The following is a 19,833-nucleotide window of genomic DNA, read 5'->3' on the forward strand; positions in this document are numbered from 1 at the left end:
GGACCCCAGCTACCCGCGTGAGCGCCTGGGCTGGCTGCTCGAAGACGCACAGGGTCCCGCCCTCGTCGCCCATTCGCATCTGCTCTCGGCGCTGCCCGAAACCAGCGCCACGCCGGTGTGCCTCGACTCGGACGCGGAGCTGGCGAAGCAGCCGACGACGGCTCCTGTGGTGGACATCCACGCCGGCCACCTCGCCTACCTCATCTACACCTCCGGCAGCACCGGTCGGCCCAAGGGCGTCGCCATCTCCCATGGCAACGCGGTGGCGTTCCTCCACTGGGCCTTGGAGACCTTCTCGCCGGAGGAGCTGAAGGGCACCCTCGCAGCGACGAGCCTCAACTTCGACCTCTCCGTCTTCGAACTCTTCGCTCCGCTCTCCAGTGGCGGAGCGGTGGTGGTGGCGCGCAACGCGCTGCACCTGGCGGAGCTGCCCACCGCATCTCACGTCACCCTCGTCAACACCGTGCCTTCCGCCATGGCGCAACTGCTGCGTCTGGGCGCGGTGCCTCCGAGCGTGCGTGTCATCAACCTCGCCGGTGAAGCCCTGCCGGAGACACTCGCCAAGCAGGTCTACGCAGTCCCCACGGTGCAGAAGCTCTTCAACCTCTACGGCCCCTCCGAGGACACCACCTACTCCACCGCCTCTCTCGTCGGCCGTGATGAGGTGCCCCTCATCGGCAGGCCGCTGCCTGCGACGCGCGCCTACGTACTGGACGCGTCACTGCAACCGGTGCCCGTGGGCGTGGCGGGCGAGCTGTACCTCGCGGGCGAAGGCCAGGCGCGTGGATACCTGCTGCGTCCGGAACTCACGGCGGAGCGCTTCGTTCCGGAGCCCTACGGTCCCCCCGGTGGCCGCATGTACCGCACGGGTGACCGCGTCCGTTACCGCCTGGACGGGCGGCTGGAGTACCTCGGCCGCATCGACTTCCAGGTGAAGGTGCGTGGCTTCCGCATCGAGCTGGGCGAAATCGAAGCCGCCCTCCGTCGTGCGCCGGGCCTCAAGGACGCCGTCGTCGTCGCCAAGGGTGAGGCCGCCGACAAGCGCCTCGTCGCCTACGTCACGCCCAAGGCGGATGCCTCCCTGGAGGTGGAGGCCCTCAGGACGCATCTGCGTCAGGGCCTCCCTGAGTACATGGTGCCCACCACCTTCGTGGTGCTGGACGCACTGCCCCTCAACTCCAACGGCAAGGTCGACCGCAAGGCCCTGCCGGAGCCGGAAGCACCTCAGTCCGGCAGCACCTACGAAGCGCCTCGCACGGAGGCCGAAGCGAAGCTGGCCGCCATCTGGGCCGAAGTCCTCCGCCTGCCCCAGGTGGGCGTGAAGGACTCCTTCTTCGAGCTGGGTGGCCACTCGCTACTGGCCACGCAGGTGGTGTCCCGCGTGCGCGCCGAGTTCAGCGTCGAACTTCCTCTGCGCGCGCTCTTCGAGTCCCCCACCGTGGAGGCGCTCGCCGGGCGACTGCACGGGAGCGCGACTTCTCAGGCCCCGAAGCTCACCCGCGTCACGCATGACGGTCCGCTGCCGCTGTCCTTCGCCCAGCAGCGGCTGTGGCTCCTGGATCAACTCCAGCCGGGGGACCCGTCGTACAACATCCCCACCGCGCTCCAGCTCTCAGGACACCTGGACGTGGAGTCACTGCGCCGTGCCTTTGAAGCGCTCGTCCAGCGCCACGAGGCCCTGCGCACCACCTTCCACGAGCACCAGGACCAGCCCATCCAGACCGTCCACGCGCTCAGCGGTTGGACGCTGCCGCTCGTGGACCTCTCCGCCCGGCCTGATGCGCTCCGGGAAGAAGAGGCACGGCGGATGGCCGACGAGGAAGCGCGACGGCCGTTCGACCTCGCCAGGGGCCCGCTGCTGCGCAGCACGTTGGTGCGGCTGGCCGAGGACTCTCACCTGCTGCTCGTGACGATGCACCACATCGTCTCCGACGGTTGGTCCATGGGGGTGCTCGTCCGGGAGATGGTGGCCTTCTACGAGGCCTTCTCCACGAACAGCACGCCGGCTTTCGCGCCTCTGTCCGTGCAGTACGCGGATTTCGCGGCATGGCAGCGCAACTGGCTCCAGGGGGAGGCCCTGGACGCGCAGCTGGACTACTGGAAGCAGCAGCTCTCCGGAGCGCCCGCGGCGTTGGAGCTGCCCACGGACCGGCCGCGCCCGCCCGTGCAGTCGCACCGGGGCGCCACGGTGGAGGTGCGAATTCCCTCGGAGGTCTCCCGCGCGCTCAAGGCTCTGGCGCAGCGAGAAGGCGCCACGCCGTTCATGACGTTGCTGGCGGCGTTCCAGGTGCTGCTGTCGCGCTACTCCGCGCAGGACGATGTCAGCGTGGGAACGCCCATCGCCGGCCGCACGCAGGCGGAGACCGAAGGCCTCATCGGATTCTTCATCAACACGCTCGTCCTGCGTGCCCGGCTGAATCCTCGCGCGACGTTCCGTGAGCTGCTGACCCAGGTGCGAGGCACGACCTTCGCGGCCTTCGAGCACCAGCACCTGCCGTTCGAGAAGCTCGTGGAAGCCGTGCAGCCCACGCGCGACCTGAGCCGCAGCCCGCTCTTCCAGGCCATGTTCGTCCTGCAGAACACGCCGAATGAGGCACTGCGCCTGCCGGGCCTCGCCTTCCAGGCGCTGCCGCTGGAAGCCCACTTCGCGAAGTTCGATCTCTCCCTGGGTCTGCGTGAAGGCCGGGATGGATTCGTCGGTACGCTGGAGTACGCGACGGACCTGTTCGACGCGGCGACCATCCAGCGCATGGCCGGACACTTCGGGGTGTTGCTGGAGGCCATCGCGAAGCAGCCGGATACGAAGCTTGGCGACCTGCCTCTGCTCAACGACTCCGAGCGCCAGCAACTCCTCATCGAATGGAATCCCCCAGCCTCACAGACGCCGCGTGAGCCCAGCATCCCCGCGATGGTGGAAGCCCAGGTGCGACGCACGCCGGATGCGCTGGCCGTCATCACGCCTGAGCGGCAGCTGACGTACCGGGAGTTGGATGCGAAGGCTAACCAGCTTGCAAACCGTCTGCGTGGACTGGGCGTCGGCCCCGAAGTCCGCGTCGGCCTGTGCGTCGAGCGCACCGAAGACCTGGTCATCGGAGCCCTCGGCATCCTCAAGGCGGGTGGTGCCTACGTGCCGTTGGACCCCAGCTACCCGCGTGAGCGCCTGGGCTGGTTGCTGGAGGACGCCCAGGGTCCTGCCCTCGTGGCCCATTCCCACCTGCTCTCGGCGCTGCCCGAAACCAGCGCCACGCCGGTGTGCCTCGACTCGGATGCGGAGCTGGCGAAGCAGCCGACGACGGCGCCCGTGGTGGACATCCACGCCGGACACCTCGCCTACCTCATCTACACCTCCGGCAGCACCGGCCGCCCCAAGGGCGTCGCCATCTCTCATGGCAACGCGGTGGCGTTCCTCCATTGGGCGCTCGCTACGTTCTCTGCCGAGGAATTGAAGGGCACCCTCGCCGCGACGAGCCTCAACTTCGACCTCTCCGTCTTCGAACTCTTCGCTCCGCTGAGCAGCGGTGGTGCGGTGGTGGTGGCACGCAATGCCTTGCACCTGGCGGAGCTGCCGACGGCCTCTCACGTCACCCTCGTCAACACCGTGCCCTCCGCCATGGCGCAGCTGCTGCGTCTGGGCGCGGTGCCTCCGAGCGTGCGCGTCATCAACCTCGCGGGCGAAGCCCTGCCGGAGACACTCGCCAAGCAGGTCTACGCAGTCCCCACGGTGCAGAAGCTCTTCAACCTCTACGGCCCCTCCGAGGACACCACCTACTCCACCGCCTCTCTCGTCGGCCGTGATGAGGTGCCCCTCATCGGCAGGCCGCTGCCCGCCACGCGCGCCTACGTACTGGACGCGTCGCTGCAACCGGTGCCCGTGGGCGTGGCCGGTGAGCTGTACCTCGCGGGTGAAGGCCAGGCGCGCGGCTACCTGCTGCGTCCGGAGCTCACCGCGGAGCGCTTCGTTCCGGAGCCCTACGGTCCCCCCGGTGGCCGCATGTACCGCACGGGTGACCGTGTCCGTTACCGCCTGGACGGGCGGCTGGAGTACCTCGGCCGCATCGACTTCCAGGTGAAGGTGCGTGGCTTCCGCATCGAGCTGGGCGAAATCGAAGCCGCGCTCCGTCGCGCCCCGGGTCTCAAGGATGCCGTCGTCGTCGCCAAGGGTGAGGCCGCCGACAAGCGCCTCGTCGCCTACGTCACGCCCAAGGCGAATGCCTCGCTGGAGGTGGAAGCCCTCAGGACGCATCTGCGTCAGGGCCTCCCTGAGTACATGGTTCCCACCACCTTCGTGGTGCTGGAGGCCCTGCCCCTCAACTCCAACGGCAAGGTGGACCGCAAGGCCCTGCCGGAGCCGGAAGCACCCCAGTCCGGCAGCACCTACGAAGCGCCTCGCACGGAGGCCGAAGCGAAGCTGGCCGCCATCTGGGCCGAAGTCCTCCGCCTGCCCCAGGTGGGCGTAAAGGACTCCTTCTTCGAGCTGGGTGGCCACTCGCTACTGGCCACGCAGGTGGTGTCCCGCGTGCGCGCCGAGTTCAACGTGGAGCTGCCCCTTCGAGCCCTCTTCGAGTCCCCCACCGTGGAGGCGCTCGCGAGTCGTCTGACAGGGCTGACCCGCACCAGCACTTCGCAGCTCACCCGCGTTTCGCATGACGGTCCGCTGCCGTTGTCCTTCGCCCAGCAGCGGCTGTGGCTGATTGATCAGCTCGAACCAGGCAGCCCGCTCTACAACGTGCCCGTCGCCGTCCGGCTGGACGGCCACCTGCGCGCGGACGTGCTGGAGCGTGCGCTGCAGGAAGTCGTGCGCCGACACGACGCCCTGCGCACCACCTTCGCGCAGGTAGACGGAGCGCCGGTCCAGCGCATCCACTCCGACAGTCACCCGCCCCTGGCCCTCGTGGACCTCACGGGCGCGCCGGAGGCGCAGCGCGAGTCCGAGGCGCGGAGCCAGGTGGAACAGGAGATGCGCCGGCCCTTCGACCTACGCACGGGACCGCTCATCCGCACGCTGCTCTTCAAGCTGGCCGACCACGATCACGTGCTCGTCGTCACCCTGCACCACATCGTCTCTGACGGCTGGTCGCTGGGTGTGCTCGTGCGTGAAGTCACCACCCTGTACGCGGCCTTCTCCGCGGGACAGCCGTCGCCCCTGCCGCCCCTTCCCGTGCAGTACGCGGACTACGCGGACTGGCAGCGCCGGACGCTCTCGGGTGAGACGCTGCGGCAGGAAATGGCCTACTGGGAGGGGAAGCTCTCCGGCGCCCCGGCCGTGCTGGAGCTGCCCACGGACCGGCCGCGTCCAGCGGTCCGGAGCACCGCGGGCGCGACGTTCGGCTTCACCCTGCCGAAGGAGCTGACGGAGGCCCTGCGCGGACTGGCCCACCGGGAAGGCGGTTCGCTCTTCATGGTGCTGCTCGCAGCCTGGCAGGGCCTGCTGTCGCGCTACACGGGGCAGCAGGATCTCAGCGTGGGCTCACCCATCGCCGGCCGCACCCGCTCGGAGACGGAGGGCCTCATCGGTTTCTTCGTCAACACGCTCGTCCTGCGCGCGAAGGTGGACGAGGGCCAGTCCTTCCGGACACTGCTCCAGCAGGTGCGCGCCACGGTGCTGGAAGCCTACGAGCACCAGGAGGTGCCCTTCGAGAAGCTGGTGGAAGTCCTCCAGCCGACGCGCAGCCTCAGCCACACGCCTCTCTTCCAGACGCTGCTCGCGCTCCAGAACGTGCCCACGGAGGACGTGCGGCTGCCAGAGCTCCGCCTCCGCGGATTGGAATCCACCCAGTCGACGTCGAAGTTCGACGTGAGTGTCTTCTTCACGGAGACGCCGGATGGCCTGCGAGGCGCGCTGGAGTACAGCACCGCCCTCTTCAACCAGAGCACCGTGGAGCGGATGGCCCGCCACCTGCGCACGCTGCTGGAGGCCGTGGCCGCGAAGCCTGAGCAGGCCATGGCCCATCTGCCGCTCCTCTCCAACGACGAGCGACAGCGCGTCCTCATGGAGTGGAACGACACCCGCGTCACCAGCCCGACGGATGTCCCCGTCCACGTCCACTTCGCCCGGCAGGCCCAGCGCACGCCTCACGCCGTCGCCCTCGTGATGGGGGATGACGTGCTGACATACGCGCAGCTGGACGCACGCGCGAACCAGTTGGCCCATCACCTGCGGGCCCTGGGCATCGTCCCTGGCGCGCGCGTCGGCCTCGCCGTCGAACGGTCCTTCGAATTGGTGACCGCGCTCCTCGCCATCCTCAAGGTGGGCGCGGCCTTCGTCCCCGTGGACCGCAATGCGCCCGTGGAGCGCATCGCGATGCTGCTGGAGGACGCGGGCGTGGGCGTGGTGGTCACTCACCAGCCCTTCGCGGCGTTGCTGCCCGCCACCGGCACCCGTGTCTGGCTGGATGCCCAGTCCGCGGAGCTCGCCTCGCGGCCCACGCATGCGCCGGATGTCCGAGTGGAGGGTGAGGCCCTCGCCTACGTGATGTTCACCTCGGGCTCCACCGGCCGACCCAAGGGCGTCAGCGTGCCCCACCGGGGCATCACGCGTCTGGTGCTCGGCAGCACCTTCATGCGCTTCGGGCCGGATGAGGTCTGGCTCCAGGCCGCCCCTGTTGCCTTCGACGCCTCCACGCTCGAAATCTGGGGCGCACTGCTGCACGGCGCGAAGCTCGTCCTCGCGCCACCGCACTCCCTCTCCCTGGAGGAGTTGGCCGCCCAGCTGCGTCACCACCGCGTGACGTCTCTGTGGCTCACCGCCGCCCTCTTCGAGCAGATGGCCCTGCACCAGGGCGAAGCGCTCGCGGGCGTGCGCCAGGTCCTCGCCGGGGGCGATGTGCTGCCCGCTGCTCGTGTGCGTGAGCACCTGGCGCGCATTCCGGAGGGCGCCACCTTCCTCAACGGCTACGGCCCCACGGAGAACACCACCTTCTCCACCACCTTCGCCATGCAGCACGGCGCGCGTGTGGAAGGCGCCATCCCCATTGGTCGTCCTCTCTCCAACTCCACCGTCTACGTACTCGACGCGCACCTGCACCCCGTGCCCGTGGGCGTCGCCGGAGAGGTGTACGTCGGCGGCCAGGGCCTGGCCTGGGGCTACCTGAACCGCCCCGACCTGACCGCGGAGCGCTTCGTCCCCCACCCCTTCGCCGCAACTCCGGGCGAGCGCCTCTACCGCACGGGCGACCAGGCCCGCTGGAGGGAGGACGGCACGCTCGACTTCCTCGGCCGCGTCGACTTCCAGGTGAAGGTGCGTGGCTTCCGTATTGAACTGGGCGAAGTCGAAGCCGCCCTGCGCGCCTCCACTGGCGTCAACGAGGCCATCGTCGTGGCCCGGGGCTCGGACGCGGACAAGCGCCTCATCGCCTACGTCACCGCGAGCGAAGGCCACGCGCTAAACGCCGAAACCCTCAAGGCAGGCCTCAAGCAACTCCTGCCCGAATACATGGTGCCGTCTACCCTCGTGGTGCTGGACGCGCTGCCCCTCAACGCCAACGGCAAGGTGGACCGCAAGGCCCTGCCCGAACCCGATGCGCATGCCATCGAAGCCCGGGACTTCGTCGCGCCCCGCGATGCGCTCGAAATGCAGCTGGCCCGCCTCTGGGAGGACCTCCTCGGCGTCCGCTCCGTCGGCGTCCGCTCCAGCTTCTTCGAGCTGGGCGGCCACTCCCTGCTCGCCGTGCGCATGGTCGCCGCCGTGCGCGAGCGCCTGGGCCAGTCGATTCCCCTCTCCGTCCTCTTCCAGCAGCCCACCATCGAGCAGCTCGCCCAGGTGCTTCGCAATGACTCCAAGGAATGGACGCCCCTCGTCCCGCTGGAGCGCGGAGAGCCCGGGCACCGGCCGCTCTTCCTCGTCCACCCCGGCGGCGGCAATGTCCTGGCCTACTCGGAGCTCGCGCGCCGTCTGGGCCCCGCTCTGCCGGTCTACGGCCTCCAGTCGCGCGGCCTCGACGGACGGCCCGTCGCCGAGTCCATCGAGGAGATGGCCAGCCTCTACCTCGAAGCCATCCGCACGGTGCAGCCTCACGGTCCCTACCAGTTGGGAGGCTGGTCCCTCGGCGGCGTCATCGCCTACGAGATGGCCCGCAGGCTGCGCGAAGCCGGTGAAGCCGTGGACCTGCTCGCCCTCATCGACGCCCACGTCCACGGCCTGACGAAGCCCGCCCAGACCGAGCCGCAGCTCGACTCCAAGGCCCGCGCGAGGCTCGCCTTCGCCCATGCCACCGCCACCGCCTTCGGCCAGGCGCTCTCCGTCCCGGACGAAGCGCTGGCACAGGACGACGACGCGATGCTGGGGCACCTGCTGCGGGAAGGACTCCGGGCGCGCATCCTCGACGCGCACTCCGGCCCCGCTCAGCTGCGAGCCCTCTTCAACGTCTTCCGGGCCAACCTCTTCGCCCACGAGAAGTACGCGCCCCAGCCGTACGACGGCGCCGCCCTGCTCTTGAGCGCCAGCACCGCCGCCGCCGGGACTCCGCGTCACCGCGGATGGGAGCCCCTGGTGCGTGGCGGCTTGCAGGTGCACGACGTCCCCGGTGGCCACCACGAGCTGATGCAGGACCCGCACCTCGGGCCTGTCGTCGAGCACCTGCGGTCCGCCCTGGCCGCGCTCACGCCCAACGACGCCACCGGCAGTTGAAGACAGCCTCCACTCCGTGTCTGTCTTTCAGGCACGGAGTGGAAGGGGTTACGGGGCGCGCATGTCGCGTGAAGAGAACAATCGCTATCTCCGCGGAGTCGCGGACAAGCAGCTCCACAAGGTGCCCGTCCTGGGATGGCTGGGTCGCCATCCGTTCAGGTTCCTCCGGGGCTGGGCCGGCAGTTGTTCCCCTTCCTCATCCTCTTCTTCGTGCTCGTGGGCGGGAGCCTGGCCTGGCGGCAGCTCGATGCGCCAGTTCCTCCAGACGCACGCGCCCCATTGAGCCCCGCTCCACCGGCTGCCCGCGCGGGTCCCGGCGGAAGCCTAGAGCTTCAGCCGCTTGAACACGGGCTCCGGGATGCTCTTGATGATGAGCATGATGAGCGCCCAGAAGCCGGGCACGTAGACCTCGTTCTTGCGCCCGTCCGCGGCCTTCAAGAGGCCGCGCGCCACCTGCTCCGGCGACGCGAAGAGCTTGTTCTTCGGAACGTGGGCCGTCATCGGCGTGTCCACGAAGCCGGGCTTCACCGTCACCACCGCCACGCCGGACTTCGCCAGCCGGTTGCGCAGGCCCTGGAGGAACACGGTCAGCGCGCCCTTGGACGCGCCGTACACGTAGTTGCTCTGCCGGCCCCGGTCTCCCGCCACCGACGAAATCACCACCAGCGTGCCGGCCTTCTGCGCCTCGAAGCGGTTGGCCAGCTCCGTCAGCAGCGACGCGGCGGAGAGGAAGTTCGTGCGCAGCACCACCTCCGCCGCCGCCCACGAGCGCTGGCTCTCCGTCTGGTCGCCCAGCACGCCATGCGCCAGCACGGCCCCGTCCAGTCCGCCCAGGGCCTGCCACGCGCGCTCCACGAGGCTCGCGTGCGCTTCGCAGTCGTTCAAATCCAGCGCGCGGAACTCCACCTTCTGCGCGCCGCGCGTGGACGCGTCCTGGGCCACCGCCTCCAGGTTCGCGGCGTTGCGGCCCACCAGGTACAGCGACGCCCCGCGCGCGGCGAGCAGCCGCACCGTGGCCTGGGCAATGGCGCTCGTGGCGCCGAGGACGATGACTTTCTTCATGGGAGGGCGGCCTGACGGTCTTCCTGCGCAGGCAGGGGCAGCGGCGCCGGGTTCACCCGGCGCCAGAAGGAGGACGAGAACGCGGGATCGATGTACGCGGAGAACTGCTCCCGCCTGGGGAAGTACGCCGCGAAGCTCTCCGGGCTCATGCGCGCGTCCTTGGCCGGGTACACCGCCCCGCCCGCCTCGCGCGTCACGCGGTCCAGCGACTCCACCAGCCGCCACGTCTTCTCCCCCTGGTTGGCGAAGTCCAGGGCCAGCGTGTAGCCGGGGCGCGGGAAGGACAGCCACCCGGGCGAAGGCAGGTCACCGAACGTCTTGAGCACGGACAGGAAGCTGGGAAGCCCGCCCCGGGCGCTGCGCTCCAGCAGCTCCTTCAGCGCGTCGCGCGCGGTGGCGTGGGGCACCACGCATTGGAACTGGAGGAAGCCCCGCCGGCCGTAGATGCGGTTCCAGCCGTACACGCTGTCGAGCGGGTAGAAGAACGGATCGTAGTGCACGAGCCGGGGGGACGGCTTCGTCCGCTCCCGGTGGTAGTACAGGAAGTTGAAGGCGGACACCGACAGCCGGTTGAGGCAGAAGCCCGGCAGGTCCATGGGCACCGCGAGCCCGCTGCGATGGGACAGGTGGCTCTTCGCCAGGGGCAGCCGGTCGAACTGCGTGGGCGCGAAGTTGCCCCGGTAGAACAGGCCACGCCCCAGCTTGCGCCCCCGCGCCAGGCAGTCCACCCACGACACGGTGAACTCGGAGTCCCGCTCGGACTCCGCGGACACGCGCATGAAGCCGTCCAGGTTCTCGAACGGGACGGTCTCCTGGAGCACGAAGGGGTTGCGGATGGGCTGGAGCTGCACCTCCGCCCAGGTGACGAGCCCCGTGAGCCCCAGGCCGCCAATCGTCGCGCCGAACCAGTCCGGGTTCTCGTCGGGCGAGCACATCCGGCGGCTGCCGTCCGAGCGCACCAGCTCGAACCTCCGCACGTGCCGGCCGAACGTCCCGACCCGGTGGTGGTTCTTGCCGTGCACGTCGTTGGCGATGGCGCCGCCCACCGTGACGAACTTCGTGCCCGGCGTCACCGGCAGGAACCAGCCGCGCGGCACGGCCAGCCGCAAGAGCGTGTCCAACGACACGCCTGACTCGCAGCGCACCACGCCCGTCGTTGGGTCGAAGTCGATGAGCCGGTCCAGGCCCGCGGTGAGCAGCACCGTGCCCCCGCCGTTGAGGCACGAATCGCCGTAGCTGCGGCCCAGGCCCTGCGGCAGCACGGGCCCATCCACCTGGGGCAGCGCGTCCGAGCGCCACGTCAGCGCGCGCGTCCGCTGCTCCACGCGGGGGAAGCGGCCCCAGGAATCCGACGTGCTCATCGCCAGGCTCCCGTCACGTCGCCACCCACAGCACCAGCGCGGCGACCGCGCCCACGACGTAGCTGACGCGGTCCCTCAGCGCGAAGACGAGCGGGTCCTCGTTCACGAGCCCCCGGTGCGCCAGCAACCAGATGCGCCCCACCCAGTACAGCATCACCGGGCACAGCAGCCACAGCCGCTCCGGGTGGGCATACAGCGCCGTCACCTCCTTGCTGGTGATGTAGAGCGCCAGCACCAGCACCGACACCTGGCCCGACGCCGCGCCCAGGCTCGCGAGCTGCTCGTAATCCTGCGCCAGGTAGCCGCGCCCGTGGGCGGACACCTCGTTGGACTGGCGCAGCCGCCGCACCTCGCTCAGCCGCTTGAGCAGGGCCAGCGACAGGAAGAGGAAGGTGCTGAACATGAGCAGCCAGCTCGACGTGGGCACGCCCACCGCCAGCGCGCCGCCGAAGATGCGCACCGTGTAGAGCCCCGCCAGCACCAGCACGTCCAGCATCACCACCTGCTTGAGCCGCAGCGAATACGCGAGCGTGAGCACGAAGTACGCGGCCAGCAGCCCAAAGAACGACAGGGGCAGCGTCGCCAGCGCCAGCGCCGCGGCGCCCAAGAGCAGCAGCGGCGCCAGCACGACGCCCGCGCGCACCGGCAGGGCCCCGGACGCGAAGGGCCGCAGGGACTTGGACGGGTGCCGCCGGTCCGACGCCAGGTCCAGCAGGTCGTTGATGATGTACACGCTGGAGGCGCAGAGGCTGAACGCAAGGAACGCCAGCACCGCGCGCGGGGCCATGCCGCCCTGGGTGGCCTTGTGGGCCGCCAGCACCGGCACGAAGACGAGCGCGTTCTTCGCCCACTGGTGCACCCGCAGCGCCTTCACCCAGGGGCGCAGCCCGCCCGGCGGGGCCTCGAAGACGCGGTGCACGGGGCGGCCCAGGCCCTGGGCCTGGCGCAACACGCCCGCCGGCGCATGCACCACGATGATCCGCCGGCACTCGCGCCACAGGTGCAGATCCACCGCGTCGTTGCCCGCGTAGTCGAAGCGGCCCAGCCGCTCGCGCAGCCGCTCCAGCTTCCGCGCGCCGGACAGGTTCACCCCGCCTTCGCTGGCGACCACGGTGTGGAAGAGGCCCAGGTGGGCGGCCACCGCGTCGGCGATGCTCCGGTCCGCGGCCGTGGCCAGGACGAGCCGCCGCCCCCGGGCGTGCTCCTCGCGCAGGAAGGCCACCACCTCCGCGTTGTACGGCAGCGAGGTGACGTCCAGCCGGGCCCGGCGGGCCACCTCCGCCTTGAAGAAGGCCTTGCCCCGGAGCACCCACAACGGCAGCAGCAGCAGCAGCCACGGCGCGTGCTTGAGGAGCACGAGCAGGTTCTCGTGCAGCGTGTCCGTGCGCACCAGCGTCCCGTCCAGGTCGACCGCGAGCGGGACGTCGGGGGCGTCATCGGGGATGGGAGCTTGAGGCTGCATGAAGGGGGCCCGCAGGGTAGCCCAAGGGCCCGGGGCGTCCACCGTTCCGTGCCCCTCCGAAGGCCGAAGCCCCTCCAGACGACGGTCCTCCTGGCCGCCGCCCGGACGGGGAGGCGTCGCGTCCGTGCCTCAGAGCGACTTCAGGAAGGCGAGCAGCGCGGCCCGGTCCTCCCGGGGCAGCCGCACGTAGCGAGCCTGCGCGGGGGCCGCCTCCCCTCCGTGCCAGAGGACGGCCTCCTCCAGGGAGCGGGCCCGGCCGTCGTGCAGGAAGCGGGTGTGCCGGTTGACGGCCTCCACCAGTCCAATGCCCCACAGGGGCGGCGTGCGCCACTCGCTGCCCGTGGCCAGCCCGTCCGGGCGCCCGTCCGCCAGGCCCTCGCCCAGGTCGTGCAGCAGCAGGTCCGTGTAGGGGTAGATGACCTGACGGGAGAGCTCGTCGAAGCCCTCCACCGGCCCCGTCTCCTGGGGCGTGTCCACGTGGCACGCCGCGCAGCCGATGGCGCGGAAGACGGCGCGGCCCCGCTGGACCTCCGGCGCCTCCCAGTCGCGCCGCTTGGGCACGGCGATCAGGCGCATGTAGATCATCAGCAGGTCCATGTCGTCCTGGGACACCTCCGGTTCACCCGGGGCGTCCCGGCCCTGCTCCTGGCGGTAGAGCGTCGTGGTGACGCCCATGTCCGCGACCAGCGCATGCGCCACCTGCTGGCGCAGCGTGGGCTGGTTGGCCTTCCACCCGAAGCGGCCCAGGCGCGTCTCGCCCGTCTCCACGTCGAGCACCCGGTTGACCCGGCCGGAGATGCCGTCCTGGTCGCGGTCCTCGGGGTCGGCGCGGGCCACGATGGCGGCCTCGGGCAGCGCCTCCAGCAGACCCAGTCCGAAGTTCACGGGAGACACGCGGGCGGAGAACAGGGCGCCGTCGCCCAGGGGGCCGTGCACCAGCCCCTGGAACTGGTAGCGCGGGCGCACGAGCGAGTACGGCTCACCGGTGGCGAAGGTGCCGCGCATCTCCTCGAAGTCGACGCGGACGTGGCCCTCGGGGACCTGGCCCTCCACGGCGTGCATGTCCAGCTGCATGCCGTACAGCGGGTGGGGACCGGCGCCATCGGGCGCGCTCAGCTGGAACGCCAGCGAGACGGGCGCCTCCGTGGGGCTCGCGGGCGGCTGGCCCCGGCCGTCCTTCACGTGGCAGGTCATGCAGCCGGTGGCGCTGAAGAAGGGACCGGCCACGGCGGGACGCAGGCGCGAGTCGCTCCAGTCGCGGTCGAAGACACCCTTGCCCGCGTAGAAGTCCGGCCAGCGCGAGCGCGGCATGTTCATGGGCGCGCGCCCAAAGGCGTTGCGCCCGGTGTCCGCCACCGTGGTGGCGCCGCCGGACTGCTCCACGTGCGGCAGGACGACGGGGGGCAGCGCGCCCAGCACCAGGGGTTCGGGGCGGCGGACGACAGTGGCCCACGCGGCGCCGATGAGCAGCGCTCCGGCGGAGATGCCAGCGAGAGACCAGGGCACGCGCATCGTCACGACTCCTCGACGAAAAGACAAAGACAGACAGACACCACCGGGCGGGAACACGCGGCCCCCGCCCGGCGGAGGGACAGCTTACTTCTCCTGGCCGAAGGACTCGCCCGTGACGAGGAAGTCCGTGGCGCTGGCGTTCACGTCGATGCCGGAGAAGTGGCGGTACGGGTAGGCGCCGTCGCCAATCTCCTCGATGAACTCCACCGTGTCGCCGACGATGGCCTTGCCGTCCGCCCCCCTGAGGGAGAACGTCGTGCCCGGCGAGTTCAGGCGCCAGCCGCAGGCACCGTCGAAGCCGGAGTCCTGGGCGTAGACGGAACGGTAGGAGAAGAAGTGCCAGTGCATGTTCCACCAGTTCACGAAGGACCACCAGTCGTAGAACGTGATGGAGAAGGACGCAGGCTGCTGCGTGGTGTTCACGAGCCGGCCGTCGCGGTACACGTTCATCCGGTAGTTGCCCGCGGGCGAACCGGTGAAGCCCGGCGTCACGTTCACCTGGCGGTCGGCGCTGGAGGTGATGCTCAGCGTGCTGACGACCTGATCGCCGTCACGCGCGGACAAGGCGACGCTGCCCTTCTGGCTGCCCACGCGAATCTGGGCTTCCTGGGACCAGTTGATGGCGGCGTTGAACGTGCTGGAGACGCCGTCCGTCTTCGCGTCCTTCAGCCCTGTGACCTGCACGCCCTTCTCGGAGGCGGCCAGGGACGCGTTGCCCTTGGCGCAGGTGGTGATGCCGTCGAACCGCTGCACGCAATCCGCCTTGGCGGACAGCGTCGCGGACTGAGAACCTTCGGGAGACTGCGTCGGCTCACCCTGGCAACCAGCCACCAGGCTCAGGAACGCAGCCGCCAGAAGGCGACTCGTCATCTGCAGGTGCATGTGTGGGACCTCGACTGTGTGGGGGGCACTGTCTGCTTCACTCACAACGGACGGAGACGCGGGGGCCCGGCAGGCGGATGCAGGGGGAAGCACCGGACGCACGTTCCAAGCCGTGCGTCTGCACCTACCGCGCCACGGCTCAAGGTTTCGGGGCTTTCCTCGGAAGGCCCCGCTGCGGATGACACGGGTGTCGTGGCCGCTGTAGCGCCGACAGTTACAGGAGCGCGGGAGCGTGTGTCCCTCCGTGTCACAGCCACGCGCCCGGTGGCTTGCGCCAGGCCCGGCACGGGGCTAGGGACAGCCCACGTATGTCGGCGCTCGCGGAACTGCTCGAAGCCATCCGGGAGGAGTCAGGCCCGGCCACGTGGTCCGCCGGACAGGCCCTGTCCCGTGCGGGGGTCGTGTCGGTGCAGTCCGTGGACGAGGAGGAGGTCGTCCTGCGGGTCCGCATCCCCGGCCGCCCCACCCCGCTCACCACCACCCTCTACCCCGAGGACGAAATCTGGGAGTGCGACTGCCGGGGGAAGGTGGACCCCTGCGAGCACGTCATCGCCGCGGCCATCGTCCTGCGGCAGGCGGAAGGAAGGAAGGCCATGGCGGCGGCCTCCCCTGCCCGTCCGGGCCCCGCCGCCGCGGCACCACGCCCCGGCGCCACGCCGAAGACGGAGCGGCTGGTGTACCGCTTCAAGCGCGCGGACGGAGGCCTCCAACTGGAGCGCCTCGTGGTCCGGCCGGACAACACCGCGCGGCTGCTGGCCCGGAGCCTCGCGTCCCTGCTCCAGAACCCCGTGGAGGCCGCGCGCATCCAAGTGGAGCCGTGTGATCTGCTCGCGGACAAGCTGCTCGCGCAGCCCACCCGCGGCGCGCTCCCGCAGAGCAAGCTGGACGCCCTGCTGCACGTGCTGGAGAAGGCGCGCACCGTCCTCTTCGACGGCGCGCTCGTCTCCGTCTCCAACGAGCCGCTCCTCCCGCGAGTCACCGTCGAGGACCGGGGCGAGCAGACCGTGCTCAAGGTGGAGAAGGATCCGCGCATCCACGAGCTGGTGAGCCCCGGCGTCGCGCTGTGCGCGGGCGCGCTCTGCCGGATGGGAGAGCTGTCGCTCACCGGCGCGCGGCTGGAGAACCTGCCCCAGGAGCGCGTCTTCGCCCCGGAGCAGCTGGCGGACCTGACGAGCAAGGTGCTGCCGGACTTCGCGCGGCGCATGCCGGTGGACGTGAAGAGCCGGCGGCTGCCGCCCATCGACCGGACGCTCAAGCCGCGCATCTCGCTGGAGCTGGACAAGCTCGACACGGGGCTCTCGGTGCTGCCCACGCTGGTGTACGGCTCGCCGCCCACCGCGCGCATCGACAATGGGAAGCTCGTGTACCTCCAGGGCGCCGCGCCGGTGCGCGACGAGCCCACGGAGACGAAGCTCATCCACCAGCTGAGGGACGAGCTGAACATGGCGCCGGGCCGGCGCGTGACGGTCCACGGCAAGGAGGCCGTGCAGCTCGCGGACAAGCTGCGCAAGTGGCGCGGAGGACTCACGGGGAACGCCGCGGGCGTGGTCAGCCCGGACGTGAAGCTCAGGCCCATGCTCACGCTGGACACTGCCACCACCGACGCGGGTGTGCCGCGGGTGGGCTTCTCGCTCGACTTCCAGGTGGAGGGCCTGGGCCCCGGAGAGAAGCGCACCGTGGACGCGGGCGCGGTGATGCGGGCCTGGGAGGAAGGCCTGGGGCTGGTGCCGCTGGAGGGCGGAGGCTGGGCGCCCCTGCCCACGGGCTGGCTGAAGGCCCACGGCCAGCGAGTGACGGACCTGCTGTCCGCGCGCGAGCGGGACGGCCGGCTCGCGAACCACGCCATCCCCCAGCTCACCGGCCTGTGCGAGGCCTTGGAGCACCCCGCCCCGCCCGTCATGGAGCGGCTCGCGCCCCTGGTGCAGGGCTTCGAGAAGCTCCCCGAGCCGCACCTGCCCAAGGACCTCACCGCGACGCTGCGCCCGTACCAGTTGCAGGGCGTGAGCTGGCTCACCTTCCTGAGGCAGGCGGGCCTGGGAGGCGTGCTGGCGGATGACATGGGTCTGGGCAAGACGCTGCAGACCATCTGCACGCTGGGCAAAGGAACGCTGGTGGTGGCGCCCACGAGCGTGCTGCCCAACTGGGAAGCGGAGGTGAAGCGCTTCCGCCCGTCGCTGAAGGTGTCTGTCTATCACGGCGTGGGGCGCACGCTGGACGAGTCCGCGGACGTGACGCTCACCACGTACGCGCTGCTGCGCCTGGACGCGGCCATCCTCGCGGCGAGGACGTGGGACACGGTGGTGCTGGATGAAGCACAGGCCATCAAGAACCCGGACAGCCAGGTGGCGCGAGCAGCGTACGAGCTGGACGCGGGCTTCCGCATCGCGCTCAGCGGCACGCCCATCGAGAACCGGCTCGAGGAGCTGTGGAGCCTGATGCACTTCACCAACCGGGGCCTGCTGGGCGGGCGCAAGGCGTTCGAGGAGCGCTGGTCCCGGCCGGTGTCGGAGAACCAGAAAGGCGCCGCCGAGGCCCTGCGTGCGCGAATCCGCCCCTTCGTGATGCGAAGGCTCAAGCGCGACGTGGCGCCTGAATTGCCACCGCGCACGGAGGCCGTGCGGCACGTCACCCTCACGGAGCAGGAGCGCGCCGTCTACGACGCGGTCCACGCCGCGACGCGCGAGGAGGTGGTGTCGCAGTTGGAGGAGGGCGGCAGCGTGCTGAAGGCGCTGGAGGCGCTGCTGCGGCTGAGGCAGGCGGCCTGTCATCCGGCGCTGGTGCCGGGGCAGCAGGCGAGGACGTCATCGAAGGTGCAGGCGCTGGTGGAGGCGCTCGGCACTGCGGTGGCGGACGGGCACAAGGCGCTGGTCTTCTCGCAGTGGACGTCGATGTTGGACCTCATCGAGCCCGCGCTGAGCGACGCGGACATCGGCTTCATCCGCCTGGACGGCAGCACTGCGAACCGGGGCGCGGTGGCGGCGTCCTTCCAGGACGAGAAGGGAGCGCCCGTGATGCTCATCTCGCTGAAGGCGGGAGCGACGGGGCTCAACCTGACGGCGGCGGACCACGTCTTCCTGGTGGATCCGTGGTGGAACCCGTCAGTGGAAGCGCAGGCGGCGGACCGCGCGCACCGCATCGGGCAGCAGCGCCCGGTGATGGTGTACCGGATGGTGTCCCAAGGCACGGTGGAGGAGAAGATCCTCCTCTTGCAGGAGAAGAAGCGAGCCCTCTTCGAAGCCGCGCTCGGAGGTGCCGAGGGAGGAGGCGCCGCGCTCACGCGAGCGGACCTCATGCAGCTCTTGAATTGAGGCCATTCCGCGGCGGGGTGGAGGGCGGCAGCCCCCTCCCCCGCCGTGCCTGCGTGGGGCCTGTGACGCTGAACGTCACGCGGAGCATGTGCATCGTCTCGGAGGACGAACTTCAATCCGAGAGGGAGTCACAGCATGCCAGCATCCATTCCCGAAAAGATGAGGGCCGCGGCGCTCGACCGCTTCGGCGGCCCGGAGGTCCTGGGCATCAAGACCGTCTCCGTGCCCACCTGTGGCGACGATGAAGTGCTTGTGCGCGTCGCGGCGGCGGGAATCGGTGCCTGGGATTGGATGGAGCGCGAGGGCCAGATGGCCGAGATGATTCCAGGCGGCCCGAAGTTCCCCTACGTGCCCGGAGCCGACGGCGCGGGAGAGATCGCCGTGGTGGGCAAGAACGTGAAGGACTTCAAGGTCGGCGACCAGATCTACGGCTTCGCGTTCTTGAGCAACAAGGGAGGCTTCTACGCGGAGTACGTCGCCGTGAAGGCGGACCAGGCGGCGAAGGTGCCCAAGGGGTTGAAGGTGGAGCAGGCGGCGGGGCTCGCCGCGGACGGCCTCACCGGGCTCCTGGGCCTGGAGGAGCACCTCCAGCTCAAGTCAGGGCAGAAGCTGCTCGTCTTCGGCGCCAGCGGAGGCATCGGACACATCGTCGTGCAGCTCGCGAAGAGGCTGGGAGCGAAGGTGCTGGCGGTCGCGTCCGGACAGGACGGCGTGGAGCTGGCACGGAGGCTGGGAGCGGACGCGGTCGCGGAGGGCCACCAGGAGGACCTGGAGAAGGTCTGCCGGGACTTCGCGCCAGACGGCTTCGACGCGGCGCTGGTGCTGGCCCGGGGAGACGCCGCCGAGCCCCTGCTCCGCAACGTCCGCAAGGGAGGGCGCATCGCCTACCCGAACGGCGTGGAGCCGGCGCCCAAGGGCCCGGAGGGAGTCGAAACCAAGGCCTACGACGGCATCCCCAACCCCCAGGTGATGAAGCGGCTCAACGAGCTGATTGAAGCAGGGCCGTTCCACCTGGAGATTGGCCGCCTCTACGCGCTGGAGGAAGCCGCGAAGGCCCAGCAGGAGGTGCTCAAGCATCACCTGGGCAAGTACGCGATGAAGATCCAATGACGCTCAATGCGGTCCAGTGTCATCCGTGGGGGTGCTGAGCATCCGCACCGCCACGGAGCGGCACTCCGAGCAGACGACCCCGGTGCGCTCCCAGTGCACCTGCGCCTCCAGCTCACCGGGGTCCGCGGAGCCTTCATCCAGGCGACGGACCAGCGCCGCGAGCGCCTCCGCCGGATTGCCCTCCAGGTCATCCGAAGGGTCGAGCAGGTCCTGCTCCCCTTCCAACACCAGACTGAAGCGGTAGTAGACGGCGTGCGCGGCGATGACGCGTCCGCACGTCGCACAGGTCTTCGCTTGCGGTCCCGTCATGACGACAAGGATAGCGGCGAAGAAGTCTTGCCGCTCGAACGAAAGCCAGACACCTGACGCGCATGCACTTGCACGAGCCGGGGCTCGAACCCGGACGACCCTTGCGAGTCAGCGGATTTTAAGTCCGCTGCGTCTGCCAGTTCCGCCACTCGTGCGTCGTCCTGTTGGCACCCCCAGCTCCGTGCCCCACCGTATCCGGGC

Annotated in this window: 9 protein-coding genes and 1 tRNA gene (1 of these 10 running past the window's edge); 3 read left to right on the forward strand and 7 right to left on the reverse strand. The window is 70.2% G+C overall.

Annotation, left to right across the window (positions count from 1 at the left end; translation table 11 throughout):
- On the forward strand, nt 1-8,626 hold part of the coding region annotated (locus D7W82_RS14435; RefSeq protein WP_147439339.1) for a non-ribosomal peptide synthase/polyketide synthase (this coding region is incomplete at its 5' end). Its footprint begins 19,006 nt before the window's first position; 8,626 of 27,632 annotated nt are visible.
- A 324-nt stretch (nt 8,627-8,950) separates the two neighbouring features.
- Here D7W82_RS14435 and D7W82_RS14440 read toward each other — a convergent pair.
- The 5 genes from D7W82_RS14440 to D7W82_RS14460 form a co-directional block, all read right to left on the reverse strand.
- Nucleotides 8,951-9,688 carry an SDR family oxidoreductase gene (locus tag D7W82_RS14440; protein WP_120618911.1) on the reverse strand — a complete coding sequence of 246 codons (738 nt, stop codon included), beginning with the start codon at nt 9,686-9,688 and terminating at the stop codon, nt 8,951-8,953.
- Nucleotides 9,685-11,049, reverse strand: a complete 1,365-nt coding sequence (locus tag D7W82_RS14445) for an FAD-binding oxidoreductase (protein WP_120618912.1) — start codon at nt 11,047-11,049, stop codon at nt 9,685-9,687. The genes D7W82_RS14440 and D7W82_RS14445 overlap by 4 nt, the downstream gene beginning before the upstream one ends.
- A 13-nt stretch (nt 11,050-11,062) precedes the next feature.
- On the reverse strand, nt 11,063-12,511 hold the full coding sequence (locus D7W82_RS14450) for a UbiA family prenyltransferase (RefSeq protein ID WP_120618913.1): 1,449 nt from the start codon (nt 12,509-12,511) through the stop codon (nt 11,063-11,065).
- Nucleotides 12,512-12,640: 129 nt separating this feature from the next.
- The gene (locus D7W82_RS14455; RefSeq protein ID WP_120618914.1) at nt 12,641-14,023 is read right to left on the reverse strand and encodes a di-heme oxidoredictase family protein; all 1,383 of its coding nucleotides are present in this window, start codon (nt 14,021-14,023) and stop codon (nt 12,641-12,643) included.
- A gap of 84 nt (nt 14,024-14,107) precedes the next feature.
- Entirely contained in the window at nt 14,108-14,893 is a 786-nt protein-coding gene (locus D7W82_RS14460; protein WP_233587570.1) for a hypothetical protein, read from the reverse strand.
- Nucleotides 14,894-15,213: 320 nt separating this feature from the next.
- Between D7W82_RS14460 and D7W82_RS14465 the strand changes: the two genes are divergently transcribed.
- Both D7W82_RS14465 and D7W82_RS14470 read left to right on the forward strand, forming a co-directional pair.
- Complete coding sequence (locus D7W82_RS14465) at nt 15,214-18,213, forward strand: DEAD/DEAH box helicase (protein ID WP_120618916.1); 3,000 nt, start codon at nt 15,214-15,216, stop codon at nt 18,211-18,213.
- 135 nt (nt 18,214-18,348) lie between these two features.
- A complete protein-coding gene (locus D7W82_RS14470) occupies nt 18,349-19,323 on the forward strand; it encodes an NADP-dependent oxidoreductase (RefSeq protein WP_171423178.1) in 975 nt (324 codons plus the stop codon).
- Nucleotides 19,324-19,326: 3 nt separating this feature from the next.
- Here the strand turns inward: D7W82_RS14470 and D7W82_RS14475 are convergent, their stop codons facing one another.
- Nucleotides 19,327-19,632 (reverse strand): hypothetical protein, encoded by a 306-nt coding sequence (locus D7W82_RS14475; RefSeq protein WP_120618918.1) that lies wholly within the window; start codon nt 19,630-19,632, stop codon nt 19,327-19,329.
- 69 nt (nt 19,633-19,701) lie between these two features.
- Nucleotides 19,702-19,787: transfer RNA gene (locus D7W82_RS14480), tRNA-Leu, on the reverse strand.
- Nucleotides 19,788-19,833 lie beyond the last annotated feature (46 nt).

The organism is Corallococcus sp. CA049B, assembly GCF_003611685.1.
Lineage (GTDB): Bacteria > Myxococcota > Myxococcia > Myxococcales > Myxococcaceae > Corallococcus > Corallococcus coralloides.

Coding starts and splice junctions, on each gene's coding strand:
- D7W82_RS14440 (WP_120618911.1), bottom strand. CDS start 9,688: ATGAAGAAAGTCATCGTCCTCGGCGCCACGAGCGCCATTGCCCAGGCC.
- D7W82_RS14455 (WP_120618914.1), bottom strand. CDS start 14,023: ATGCGCGTGCCCTGGTCTCTCGCTGGCATCTCCGCCGGAGCGCTGCTC.
- D7W82_RS14450 (WP_120618913.1), bottom strand. CDS start 12,511: ATGCAGCCTCAAGCTCCCATCCCCGATGACGCCCCCGACGTCCCGCTC.
- D7W82_RS14465 (WP_120618916.1), top strand. CDS start 15,214: ATGTCGGCGCTCGCGGAACTGCTCGAAGCCATCCGGGAGGAGTCAGGC.
- D7W82_RS14470 (WP_171423178.1), top strand. CDS start 18,349: ATGCCAGCATCCATTCCCGAAAAGATGAGGGCCGCGGCGCTCGACCGC.
- D7W82_RS14475 (WP_120618918.1), bottom strand. CDS start 19,632: ATGACGGGACCGCAAGCGAAGACCTGTGCGACGTGCGGACGCGTCATC.
- D7W82_RS14445 (WP_120618912.1), bottom strand. CDS start 11,049: ATGAGCACGTCGGATTCCTGGGGCCGCTTCCCCCGCGTGGAGCAGCGG.
- D7W82_RS14460 (WP_233587570.1), bottom strand. CDS start 14,893: ATGACGAGTCGCCTTCTGGCGGCTGCGTTCCTGAGCCTGGTGGCTGGT.